Here is a 12,009-nt window from a genome sequence, read left to right as displayed (position 1 = left end):
CTTGCCCGCCTATCCCGACAGGTTGAAGTTGCCGGACCCGCCGTAGATGGCGAGTGAGATGAGCAGGGTGACCGTGACGACCGCGATCAACGAGGCGCGCACTGCGTTACCCACCGCGACGCCGACGCCCACCGGGCCACCGGTTGCGTTGAAGCCGTAGTAGGTGTGGATGAGCATGACGGCCAGCGCCATGACTATCGCCTGGGCGAACGACCAGAGTATGTCCGTGGGTATCAGGAAGGTCGTGAAGTAGTGGTCGTACACACCGCCGGACTGGTTGTAGAGGAACACCGTCGCAAAGCGGCTGGCGACGAACGACGCGATCACCGCCAGTGAGTACAGCGGGATGATCGCGATCATGCCGGCCATGACGCGGGTGCTGACCAGATACGGAATCGACGGGATCGCCATCGTCTCCAGGGCGTCGATCTCTTCCGATACGCGCATTGCACCGAGCTGCGCGGTGGAACCGGCGCCGATGGTCGCGGCCAGGCCGATTCCGGCGATGACCGGCGCCGCGATGCGAACGTTGATGAAGGCGGCGAAGAAGCCCGTCAGTGCTTCCACACCGATGTTGCCCAGCGAGCTGTAGCCCTGAACGGCGATGGTTCCACCGGTGAACAGTGTCAGGAAGCCGACGATCACGACGGTGCCACCGATGACGGCGAGCGCGCCCGTACCCATGCTGATCTCGGCGATCAGTCGCAGAGTTTCACGCGGATAGCGCATCAGCGCTTTGGGAGCGTGCCCGAGAGCCTTCGCGAAGAACAGCGCTTGATCACCGATGCTGTCGATACCGCGAGAGATCGATCCGATCTGTCGACGTGTGCGCGGGAAGCGTCCCGCTGCGGCCAACGCCATCAGATCTCCTCCCGTCCGTCGTTTGTCGTTCTGTCCACTTCGGTCTCTCCGACTGCCGTGTGCCTCATCCGGCCGTCAACTTGATACCGATGGTCGTGATGAGCACGTTGACGACGAAGAGCGCCATGAACGCGAACACGACGGTCTGGTTGACCGCGTCACCGACGCTCTTGGCGCCGCCCTTGACGTTGAGTCCGAGGTAGGCCGCAACCAGGCCGGCGATCATGCCGAACAGTCCGGCTTTGACCATGGAGAGCATGAGCTCACCGAATCCGGTGAGCAGCGTGATGCCGTTGACGAAGGCGCCGGGGTTCACGTCCTGGATGAACACGGAGAAGACGAAACCGCCGAGGATGCCGATGGTGCAGACAAGTCCGTTGAGGAGCAGCGCCACTCCCGTCGACGCGAGCACCCGGGGAACGACCAACCGGTGGATCGGATTGATACCGAGCACCTTCATGGCGTCGATCTCTTCGCGAATGGTTCGGGCCGAGAGGTCCGCGCAGATGGCGGTCGCGCCGGCGCCGGCGACGATCAGCACGGTGACGATGGGTCCGACCTGCGTGACGGTACCGAGCGCGGCTCCGGCACCACTGAGGTCGGCTGCACCGATCTCACGCAAGAGAATGTTGATGGTGAAGCTGACCAGCACCGTGAACGGGATTGCGACCAGCACCGTCGGCACCATCGAGACTCGGGCCACGAACCAGGCCTGATCGATGAACTCTTGACGTTGGAAGGGGCGGGAGAAGACTGCCCGCAAGGTTTGGGCGGACATCTGAAAAAAGCCACCGACCGCTCGCAATGGCACCTCGACGAGGTCTACCATTCGCCCTCCTCGTCCTTGGTTGCCGCAGTACTGTCTGTTCTCATAGTCCAGCCCCCGACAGCTTGTGACTCAGGTCATATTAACTAGAACGTGTTCACCTGTCAAAAACAAGTGTCCAACTCTAAGAAGTAGCCTCGCGGCGCCGAACCGAAACCCGAAGATCCGGAACGGGGAAAGCATCCCTTTTTGGTGGGATTTTCGCCGAAATATCCTGGAAATTAATACTTTTGACTGATCCGCACTTCTCGGTTCCGTGGCCGAAATTCGGCTCTCGATACTTGCCCGGCCGCCGGATCGATGCGATATCGCACCGCTCACGGGAATGCAAAATTGGAACACAGTCCAGTTTTTTCGAGACTGTTGGTCTCATTGCAGAACGCAGGCAGAGCACCGCGCCCACCGACTCGTGAACACGCTATTTCTACCAAGAACTGGACACGTAGAGCCGTTTATGTGCGAACAGCGGCTCTACGTGTCGCGGGCGCTGATCAGCCCAGCGCCCTGCGCACCGATCAGCCCAGCACCCTGCGCACTAATCAGCCCAGCGCCCGCAGGGCCGCTGACGCCGAGAACATCTTTGCCGGGTCACGGTCGGCGAAGTAGTCACCCATCACCGCGGACAGCGCTTCCGGAGACCAGGAATCTCCGTCTGCGTCGAACCTCTGCTCGACGACGGGCGCCGCCATCAGCGCAACCATCGGGCCGTACACCACGAATACCTGGCCGTTGACGGCGTCGGCCGCCGGTGATGCCAGGTACGAAACGAGCGACGCCACGTGCTCGGGCGAGAGCGGATCGATACCGTCGGTCGGTGCGTCACCGAACACGCCTTCGGTCATCGACGTCCTAGCCCGCGGGCAGATCGCGTTGGCACGAACGCCGTAGCGCGAGAGTCCACGTGCGGCCGACAACGTCAGCGCCGTGATTCCGGCTTTTGCAGCGCCGTAGTTGGGCTGCCCTTCCGGTCCGAGGAGGCCCGCCTCCGAAGAGGTGTTGACGATGCGCCCGTACACCGGCGCACCGGCTTCCTTGGATTTCGCCCGCCAGTAGGCAGCGGCGTTGCGGCACAAGAGGAAATGGCCTCGAAGGTGAACCTCGAGTACCAGATCCCAGTCTTCGTCGGACATGTTGAACAGCATCCGGTCACGCACGACGCCGGCATTGTTGACGACGATGTCGACACTGCCGAACTGCCCCTGCGCTGCTTCCATCAGTGCATCCGCCGTAGAACGCTCACCGACGTTGCCTGCCACGAATTCGACCTTGGCGCCGAGGCCGCGGATCTCCTCGAGCGTTGCTTCGACGGCCTCGTTCGGTGCCAGATCGTTGACGACCAACGACGCACCGGCCTTCGCCAGACCGATGGCCTCGAACTTTCCGAGCCCCGATCCGGCACCGGTCACGATGGCGACCTTGCCTTCGAGACTGGTTTCTGGGCTGTTCACAGCATTCATCGAAGCGCTCTCCCGGTTCTCTGCGGTCGTGTGTCGAGTTACCCGGCTCGATTGCCGCGACCCACGAGTTCGCAACTTTAGAACGTGTTCTTGTTTTGGGCAACCATCGTCACGGATGTTCGGTCAGCGCCGCACGCGGGCACTGAGCGATCGCGGAACGGACGTCTTCCCAACGATCCTCCGGCGGACGTACGGAACTGATCACGAGCTCCTCGTTGTCGTCGAGGTCGAAAATATCGGGGGCGATCCCGACGCACACACCGTTTGCCTCGCAACGGTCCAGATCAACCCTGACCTCCATGGCGATTCCTCTTCTCTACTCACAACTACTGGCACGAACACGGATACGAAACGAGTGCCGCAGGGCTGTGCCGCACACCGTTCCTGGCGATAACACTAGAACCTGTTTCAGTCGTGTGCAATGATTCGAAAAAGTACCGAGAACGGACGTCGAACGATCCGCTGGACACAGCGAAGGCGCCCCTTGTCGCCGATGTACGCATCGATAGAACCTGTGTCAATCGAATGGTTGACGCTCTGATTCGTATCTCTATGGAGAGGTAACCATGCACATCACCTACACCCCTGAGCAGCAACAGCTCCAGGAGGAGTTGCGTGCCTACTTCGCACAACTGATGACTCCCGAACGGCGTGAAGCACTCGCCGCCACGACGGGTGAGTACGGCGAAGGCAATGTGTACCGCGAAGTCGTCGCGCAGATGGGCCAGGACGGCTGGCTCACCCTGGGTTGGCCGAAAGAGTACGGCGGACAGGAACGCTCCGCGATGGACCAGCTGATCTTCACCGACGAAGCTGCCATCGCCGGGGCGCCCGTGCCGTTCCTGACAATCAACTCCGTAGCACCCACAATCATGCATTTCGGTACGGACGAGCAGAAGGCCTTCTTCCTGCCCAAGATCTCCCGCGGTGAGCTGCACTTCGCGATCGGGTACTCCGAGCCCGAGGCCGGGACCGACCTGGCGTCGCTGCGCACGTCGGCCGTCCGCGACGGTGACGATTACGTCATCAACGGGCAGAAGATGTGGACCAGCCTGATCCAGTACGCCGACTACGTGTGGTTGGCGTGCCGAACCGATCCGGAAGCCAAGAAGCACAAGGGAATCAGCATGCTGATCGTCCCCACCACGGCAGAAGGCTTCTCCTACACCCCGGTGCACACCATGGCCGGTCCCGACACCAGCGCCACCTACTACCAGGACGTACGCGTCCCGGCGTCGTCGATAGTCGGTCAAGAACACGGCGGCTGGGCACTGATCACCAATCAGCTCAACCACGAACGCGTTGCCCTCACCTCGGCCGGACCGATTCTCACCGCGCAGCGCGAGGTCCGCGAGTGGGCACAGAACACCAAACTGCCCGACGGCCGACGCATGATCGACCAGGAATGGGTGCAGATCAATCTGGCTCGCGTGCATGCCAAGGCCGAGTATCTGAAGTTGATGAACTGGGAAATTGCCTCCGCAACCGATCACGCTCCCGGTCCAGAGGCGGCGTCGGCCAACAAGGTGTTCGGTACCGAATTCGCCACCGAGGCTTACCGCTTGCTGATGGAGATCCTCGGATCCTCCGCCACGATCAGGCAGAACTCCCCCGGCGCTCTTCTGCGCGGCCGCATCGAACGTATGCATCGTTCTTCGCTGATCCTGACGTTCGGCGGCGGTACCAACGAAGTGCAACGCGACATCATCGGAATGACAGCTCTGCGGCTTCCCGCATCGAAGCGATAAGGACCCACGATCATGGAATTCACCCTTACCGAGGCCCAGCAGGACCTGTCCGGCCTGACACGATCCGTCGTCACCGAACTGGTGACCAACGACCGCCTTCGTGAACTCGACGCCGCCGAAGACCGTTTCGACGCCATCTTGTGGAACGCTCTGGCCTCGGCCGGCGTTCTCGGCGCGGCGCTGCCGGAGTCGGTCGGCGGAGACGGATTCGGTGTCCTCGAGCAGTGCAGCATCCTCGCCGAACTCGGACGCGGCGTCGCAGCCGTTCCGTTCCTGACGTCCATCGTCGGATCCGCCGCAGCGATAGCGGAATTCGGCTCGGACAAGCAGCGAGACGAATGGGCAAGCGCTGCCGCCGCCGGCGAGAAGATACTCACCGCGGCCCTCGCCGAGGAATACAACGACGACCCGGCCCACCCGATCACGCGCGCGGAGAAGACGGCTGACGGTTGGCGGATCGACGGTGCCAAGATCACCGTCGACAGTGCCCCGCTCGCAGATCTTTTCCTGGTTCCCGCGATCACCGAGGACGGTGTCGCGGTCTTCCTCGTCGAACCGTCGGACGCAGGCGTGAGCGTCACCAGGCAGTCGACCACCGATTTCTCGAGTGCGGGTCTCGTCGAATTCGATTCGGTGCAGATCCCGGCCGATCGTGTTCTCGGCTCGGTTGCCCAGGGATCCGACATCGCAGCATGGATCGTCGAACGAATCCAGCTCGGTTCGAGCGCCTACCAGTACGGGGTGCTCGATCAAGCGCTGAAGCTGACCGCCGAATACGCCACCGAGCGTGTGCAGTTCGGTCGTCCGATCGGTAGTTTCCAGGCTGTCGCCCAGCGCCTCGCCGACGGGTACATCGACGTCAAGGGCGTTCGTCTGACGCTGTGGGCTGCCGCGTGGCGACTGAGCGAAGGACTTCCGTCCGACGGCGCTGTACAGACGGCCAAGTTCTGGGCTGCAGATGCGGGACACCGCGTCGGGCACACTGCGGTTCACGTTCACGGCGGTGTAGGTCTGGACGAGGACCACCCGGTTCACCGCTACTTCCTCGCTGCCAAGCATCACGAGTTCCTACTCGGCAGCGCCACCGATCAGCTACGGGCACTGGGCAGGGAACTCGCCGCAGTCCCTGCCTGAGCGAGTCCCACCGAGTGGAAATCCATGACCTGGTCCGAGACGAATCGACGATGATGCAGCTATGAGTCAGAGCCCCACTGTTTCCGATCTACTCCTCGGAGTCAGCGAGATCGACGACCGCGGCATCCGTTTCGAGGACCAGGTCATCTCCTGGCGCGAGCACATTCAACGCTCGTTCGATCGAGCAGCGCTGCTGGACACGCTGCTCGATCGAACGCGCCCCAGGCATTTCGGTCTTCTGATGGAGAACGTCCCCGAGTTCTCACTACTGCTCGGCGCGGCATCGTTCTCGGGTTCGGTTGCGGCCGGACTGAACACGACCAGGCGCGGACCGGCATTGGCGCGGGACATTGCGCTCTCCGACTGCCAGGTGATCTTCACCGAGAACAACCAGGCACACCTTCTCGACGACGTCGATCTCGGTGACGTCCGGGTGATCAACGTGGATTCTCCGGTCTGGACGGAGTTGTTGGCACCCTTCGCCGATACGCCGGCCTACGCGTCGACGGCGCAGCCCGACGATCTGTTGATGCTCATCTTCACCTCCGGAACCAGCGGTGATCCCAAAGCGGTTCGCTGCACGCACCACAAGTTGGCCTCGCCTGGGGTCATGCTTGCCGATCGCTTCGGCCTCGGCGCCGACGACGTCGTCTACATGGCGATGCCCATGTTCCATTCCAACGCCATGATGGCGGCGTGGACGGTCGCGCTGCACGCTCGTGCGGGAATTGCCATGCGACGCAAGTTCTCCGCTTCGGGTTTTCTGCCCGACGTTCACAAGTTCGGGATCACGTACTCCAACTACGTCGGAAAGCCGTTGTCCTTCATCGCGTCCACCCCCGAGGTGCCGAACGAGCGGGACAACACCTTGAAGATCATGTACGGCAACGAGGGTTCGGCTCCCGCCGTCGCCACCTTCGTCCGACGTTTCGACGCCCGCGTCATCGACGGATTCGGTTCCACCGAGGGCGGCATTTCGATCTCCGCCGCACCGGTTCCGCGGACCGGCGCCCTCGGACTGCTCCCGGACGGGGTCAAGATTCTTGATCCCGAGACCGGCGCACCCTGCCCGCCTGCAGTCTTCGACGCCGACGGCCGGATCACCAACGCCGACGAGGCAACCGGTGAATTGGTCAACGTCACCGGTCCAGGGACGTTCGCCGGGTACTACAAGAACCCGGAAGCCGACGCCGAGCGAATGCGCAACGGCCAGTACTGGAGTGGCGATCTGGCGTACACGGATGTCGACGGCTACGTCTACTTCGCGGGGCGCAGTTCCGGTTGGCTACGAGTGGACGGCGAGAACATCGGCGCCGCACCCATCGAACGCTCCCTGGTCGGTTACCCGGGCTTCGCGCAGGTTTCCGTGTACGCGGTCCCCGACAGCGACGTCGGCGACCGCGTCATGGCGTCGGTGATTCCGGTCGGCGACGTCGACAATTTCGACCCGGCCGCCGTGGCCGAATACATCGATTCCCGGCCGGAACTCGGGCCGAAGCAGAAGCCGACCTTGATCCGCGTCTGCAGTGAGTTCCCGCGGACGGCAACGTTCAAGGTGGTCACCCGAACGCAGAGCGCCGAACGCTGGAACACCTCCGATCCGGTGTGGATCCGCCGGCGCGGTGAAGCCGACTTCCAATTGCTCACTCCCGAACTGGCACTCGGCCTCGAGAAGACGCGAGAGTCGGTCTAGCCCGATCCGTCAGTAGTGCTGAGCAAGCGGTTTGTGCGCCGACACCGTTTTGTAGAACTCGGTGAGCCGAAGCTGTGATGCCGCTGCCTCGTCGATTACCACCGTCGCGTGTGGATGCAGTTGGAGGACCGATGCCGGGCACACCGCGGCCAGAGGCCCCTCGACGGCAGCGGCAATCGCAGCGGCCTTGTGCTCGCCGGTCGCGATCATCACCAGATGATTTGCTTCGCAGATAGTTCCGAGGCCCTGGGTGATCACGTGCCGTGGTACGTCGCCCGGACTCTCGAAGAATCGGGCGTTGTCGGTTCGAGTCTGTTCGGTCAGCGTCTTGACCCTGGTCCTCGAATTCAGCGAGGACGTCGGTTCGTTGAAACCGATGTGACCGTTGCCGCCGATACCGAGAAGTTGAACGTCCACCGGACCATTCGACGCAATCGCCCGGTCGTAAGCTGCCGCGGCGGCAAATGGATCCGGTGCGGTTCCGTCGGGGCTGAATACTCTTGCCGCGTCCAGGTCCAGGTGATTCACCAGCTCGGTGCGGATCACCTGGGCATACGACTCAGGGTGGTCTTCGGGTAGGCCGACGTACTCGTCCAAGAGGAATGCCTGCAGGCCGGCGAAACTCAAACCGTCGTCGCGGTGTCGACGCGCAAGTTCGCGGTACACCGAGAGCGGTGACGATCCTGTCGCCAGGCCCAAAGTCCTTGCGCCTGAATGCACCGCGTGCTCGAAGATGTCGGCAACAACAGTGCCGGCCGCCTCTGCACTGTCGACAATGACAATTTCCATCGGTTGATTCCTCAGCTTTCGGTGTAGTTCATGAGCCAGGTTCCAGCGGCCATGACGGCGCGGGTTTCGAGTTCGGGACCGGTGACGATCAGATCGGCGCGGCAACCCGGCACGAGATCGCCGACGATTCCGGTCAGCCCCAACAGTGAAGCGGGTGTTGCCGTTGCAGCAGTGACGGCCGAAAGCAGATCGACGCCTGCGTGATTGACGGCTCTGCGGACTATGTCCATCAACCGACTCGTCCCGCCGGCGATGGCCGTGTCCCCCTGGCCGGCCAATCGCGCCACACCACCGACCACGTCGACGTCGAGTGGTCCGAGTGGGTAGCGGCCGTCGGGCATTCCGGCGGCAGCCATCGCGTCGGAGACCAACGCGATCTGATGCGGACCGACCAGGTCGAACACCGTCGCCACCGTCTCGTCGGCCAGATGTACTCCATCCCCGACCAACTCGACCACCATCTGTCCTTTCGCGGCCGCGGCAAGACATGCCGCCACGGCGCCGGGAGCGCGATGATGCATCGGCGCCATTCCGTTGAACAGGTGAGTGGCACTGAGCGGTGCATGCGCCGAGTGTGCGATCGAACGTGTCGCGATCGGGTTGGACGCATCCGTGTGTCCGATACTCACGACGGCGCCGTGACGCTCCAGCAACGAGGCAAGTTCGCCGAAGTGCGCTGTCTCGGGAGCGATCGTCATCGAGCGGACGCGCCCGCGGCCGGCTTCGAGCAGCGACTCCAGCAGAGCCGGGTCGCCATCGAGGATGCTGTCGGGATCCTGGGCGCCGCAGCGCAGTACCGAGAGGAACGGGCCTTCCAGGTGAATTCCGGCCAACGTGCCCTTGTCCACCAGTGTCGCCAGGAGTTCGATGCGACTGCGCAGGATCTGCGGCGGCGCGGAGACGAGAGAGCCGATCACCGAGGTTGTGCCGTTCGTCCGATGATGATCGGCGGCCACGGTTGATCCGACCTCGTCTGCCTCGGGGAAACCGAAACCACCGGCGCCGTGGCAGTGAACGTCCACGAGTCCCGGGATGATCGTTGTTCCCGGCGCTGCTCGCTCGGGTATCGGGTCGGTTCGCTGTGAAGCTGGTCCGGCCCACACCACACGATCACCGGAGATCTCGACGACTCCGTCCGAAAGAAGTCGACCACCGGTCACCAACTGTCCACGAAGAATCACGACATCACCTGCGGTACCACGGGAACCTCGGTATCTGCGATCGACAGCTCGCGAAGCACCGCGTCCGCGAGCACGTAGTGCCCGTGCTCGTTCGGATGGAACGCGTCGGCCAGGAGTGCCGGCGGTGGGCCTTCGGGAGAATGGGCCGTCCACTGTGCGTAGTGGTCGACGAACACCACGCGCGTCGAGACTGCTACTTGCCGCGCGACCTCGACGTACCGAACCAACCCCGCTCGGGTGGGAGCGTTCTCGACGTCGATCGGTGGCGGCGTCTGCAGAATCGGCACCGCACCGATCGCTCGCGTCCGGAAGATCGTGTCCGAGAGATCGTCTCGAAACCGATCCAGTCCTTCTTCGCCGTCCAAGGCGTCATTCGTTCCGAGCATGATCAACACCACCGAGGGTTCGAACACTTCGATGCGGTGCGCGAAACCCGCACGCACATCGGAGGATCGGTTGCCGCTGACTCCGGTGTTGACCAGGATGTGGTTGAACAAGGAGAGTTCACCGCGGATGCGCTCGGCGCAGTGTTCGACGTAGCTTCGGTGGCCGTCGGTGTGCGTCAATCCCTGAGTGATGCTGTCGCCGGTGAAGACCCATCGGATCGGCGTCGAGGAGTCGCCGAGCAAAGCCTCGAGTCGAATCCGTTCAGCAGTCGTGGACTTCAGAGCCTTCGACACCGGGGTCATCCCCTCTGCCTTTCAGCGCCCGATACTGCCGCTGCGAACTTCGACGTGATGAACGCCGGATCCGTGATTGCAGTTCCGACAACCACCGAGTCTGCACCCAGGGCGATGGCGCGTGCCGCATCCTCCGGGCTGTGGTAGCGCCCTTCGGCGATGAGGATCGCATCTGGAAGTGACTGCCGCAGTTCGGAGATCAGCTCCAGGTCCGGACCTGCCAGCCGTCTGCTGTTCTCGGTATATCCCGCGAGTGTGCTGGAGATGATGTCGGCGCCCGCTGCGGCGGCAGCGATGCCGTCTTCGACGGTTCCGCAGTCTGCCATGACGAGACCGCCGCGATCATGGACCGCGGCGACGGTATCGGCAAAGGTCAGCCCGTCCGGGCGAGGTCGCAGTGTGGCATCGGCAGCCACGATCTGCGCACCGGTATCGACGACTTCGAGAGCTGATTCCCTTGTCGGCGTGATGAACACACCTTCCGTGCCGATTTTCGTCAAACCGATCACCGGCACCTTCACGGCAGACACGACTGCGGCTACATCCGGGGTTCCACCCACACCGCCGCAGCGGATCGCCACTGCTCCGCCGTCGACCGCGGCGCGGGCCATCCTCTCGATGGTCCCGGTGTCACGTAAGGCATGGCCGTGTCCGGCCTGACAGGACACGATCAGCTTTCCGCTGATGATCGTGAGCAACTCTTCGACAGTCACGGTGTTACCTCGATTCGTGTTGCGGCGGCCAGGAGTGCAGCACCGACGAGCGGCGCATCGGTCCCCAAACGTGCAGGAAGAATGGCAGTTTCGGTTATGGGACCCATCGCTTCCACCCGGAAAGCGGACGTCAGAGGCGACAGGAGGTCCGCTCCGATCTGAGCTGCGCCGCCGCCGACGACGATCACCTCGGGATCGAATGCAGTGGCGACCCCGGCCAGAACGCGACCCAGCAGAGTACCGGCGTCGGTGATCACGGCACGGGCGATCGGATCGCCGGAGTGCATGAGTGCCACTACTTTCTGCAACGGTTGAATGGGCACACCCGCCCGCGCTGCGTACTCGGCTGCCATCGCCGGGCCAGACGCGACTGCCTCGAGGTGATCGGTTCGGCCGCAACCGCAACCTATCGCCCCGGAGACCGGAACCAACAGATGGGCAAGCTCTCCGGCTGTTCCGTGGGCACCGTGGTACAGCTGACCGCCCACGGTCAACGCGCCACCGATTCCGGTACCGATCGAGACGAACAGTGCAGAAGTTCGACCGCGACCGGCGCCGATCATGTTCTCGCCGTGGGCCATCGCGCGCACGTCGTTGTCCACCGTCACCGGTAGGCCTGAGTGCGCCTCGAGTTCGCCGCGAACCTCGGCGCCACTCCATCCGGACAGAATGTCGGAGGCGAAGACGACGCGGCCACGCACCCGATCGATGATTCCCGGTGCACCGACTCCGATTCCGGCTACCGTGTGATTCGCCCTCAGGCGATCGACCAAGGCGGTGGCGGTCCCGAGAACGGCTTCCCTACCCGCTGTCGGTGTTGCCGCACGAACCGTGTCGATCACGTCTCCGTCGGACGTCACCACCGCAGCAGCGACTTTGGTGCCGCCGATGTCGATGCCGATCCATCGCTTCTGCCCAGATGTCATG

The 12,009-nt window shown here is 63.1% G+C and carries 12 protein-coding genes; 3 read left to right on the top strand and 9 right to left on the bottom strand.

Annotated features, from left to right (window positions below; translation table 11 throughout):
• Nucleotides 1–9 precede the first annotated feature (9 nt).
• From ACFT1A_RS23390 to ACFT1A_RS23375, 4 genes are all read right to left on the bottom strand, one after another.
• Nucleotides 10–861 carry an ABC transporter permease gene (locus ACFT1A_RS23390; protein WP_283307006.1) on the bottom strand — a complete coding sequence of 284 codons (852 nt, stop codon included), beginning with the start codon at nucleotides 859–861 and terminating at the stop codon, nucleotides 10–12.
• A 64-nt stretch (nucleotides 862–925) separates the two neighbouring features.
• Nucleotides 926–1,690, bottom strand: a complete 765-nt coding sequence (locus ACFT1A_RS23385; protein WP_003945687.1) for an ABC transporter permease — start codon at nucleotides 1,688–1,690, stop codon at nucleotides 926–928.
• 536 nt (nucleotides 1,691–2,226) lie between these two features.
• Nucleotides 2,227–3,144, bottom strand: coding sequence for a 3-oxoacyl-ACP reductase (locus ACFT1A_RS23380; RefSeq protein ID WP_317551499.1), 918 nt, complete (start codon nucleotides 3,142–3,144; stop codon nucleotides 2,227–2,229).
• A gap of 109 nt (nucleotides 3,145–3,253) precedes the next feature.
• Nucleotides 3,254–3,445 carry a ferredoxin gene (locus tag ACFT1A_RS23375; RefSeq protein ID WP_007734330.1) on the bottom strand — a complete coding sequence of 64 codons (192 nt, stop codon included), beginning with the start codon at nucleotides 3,443–3,445 and terminating at the stop codon, nucleotides 3,254–3,256.
• Between the two features lie 265 nt (nucleotides 3,446–3,710).
• On the opposite strand from ACFT1A_RS23375, the gene ACFT1A_RS23370 reads away from it, so the two are divergent.
• The 3 genes from ACFT1A_RS23370 (at nucleotide 3,711) to ACFT1A_RS23360 (ending at nucleotide 7,719) form a co-directional block, all read left to right on the top strand.
• Nucleotides 3,711–4,892, top strand: coding sequence for an acyl-CoA dehydrogenase family protein (locus ACFT1A_RS23370; protein WP_003945878.1), 1,182 nt, complete (start codon nucleotides 3,711–3,713; stop codon nucleotides 4,890–4,892).
• Between the two features lie 12 nt (nucleotides 4,893–4,904).
• Nucleotides 4,905–6,026, top strand: coding sequence for an acyl-CoA dehydrogenase family protein (locus ACFT1A_RS23365; RefSeq protein WP_378448969.1), 1,122 nt, complete (start codon nucleotides 4,905–4,907; stop codon nucleotides 6,024–6,026).
• A gap of 61 nt (nucleotides 6,027–6,087) precedes the next feature.
• The gene (locus ACFT1A_RS23360) at nucleotides 6,088–7,719 is read left to right on the top strand and encodes a long-chain-fatty-acid--CoA ligase (protein WP_378448968.1); all 1,632 of its coding nucleotides are present in this window, start codon (nucleotides 6,088–6,090) and stop codon (nucleotides 7,717–7,719) included.
• A 9-nt stretch (nucleotides 7,720–7,728) separates the two neighbouring features.
• Here the strand turns inward: ACFT1A_RS23360 and nagB are convergent, their stop codons facing one another.
• From nagB to ACFT1A_RS23335, 5 genes are read right to left on the bottom strand one after another with little or no spacing between them, the layout of a single operon-like run.
• On the bottom strand, nucleotides 7,729–8,508 hold the full coding sequence (gene nagB, locus ACFT1A_RS23355) for a glucosamine-6-phosphate deaminase (RefSeq protein WP_378448967.1): 780 nt from the start codon (nucleotides 8,506–8,508) through the stop codon (nucleotides 7,729–7,731).
• A gap of 11 nt (nucleotides 8,509–8,519) precedes the next feature.
• Nucleotides 8,520–9,689: an N-acetylglucosamine-6-phosphate deacetylase gene (locus tag ACFT1A_RS23350; protein ID WP_378448966.1), complete on the bottom strand. Its 1,170-nt coding sequence runs from the start codon at nucleotides 9,687–9,689 to the stop codon at nucleotides 8,520–8,522.
• Nucleotides 9,686–10,378 (bottom strand): SGNH/GDSL hydrolase family protein, encoded by a 693-nt coding sequence (locus ACFT1A_RS23345; protein WP_378448965.1) that lies wholly within the window; start codon nucleotides 10,376–10,378, stop codon nucleotides 9,686–9,688. The genes ACFT1A_RS23350 and ACFT1A_RS23345 overlap by 4 nt, the downstream gene beginning before the upstream one ends.
• Complete coding sequence (locus ACFT1A_RS23340) at nucleotides 10,375–11,082, bottom strand: N-acetylmannosamine-6-phosphate 2-epimerase (RefSeq protein WP_378448964.1); 708 nt, start codon at nucleotides 11,080–11,082, stop codon at nucleotides 10,375–10,377. The genes ACFT1A_RS23345 and ACFT1A_RS23340 overlap by 4 nt, the downstream gene beginning before the upstream one ends.
• A complete protein-coding gene (locus ACFT1A_RS23335; RefSeq protein WP_378448963.1) occupies nucleotides 11,079–12,008 on the bottom strand; it encodes an ROK family protein in 930 nt (309 codons plus the stop codon). Before ACFT1A_RS23335 ends, ACFT1A_RS23340 begins: the two co-directional genes overlap by 4 nt.
• Nucleotide 12,009: the final 1 nt, after the last annotated feature.

This window comes from Rhodococcus sp. NPDC057135 (genome assembly GCF_042670865.1).
Lineage (GTDB): Bacteria > Actinomycetota > Actinomycetes > Mycobacteriales > Mycobacteriaceae > Rhodococcus_F.
Note: the sequence above shows the minus strand (reverse complement) of the source record. Positions and strands in the feature narration are given on the sequence as shown.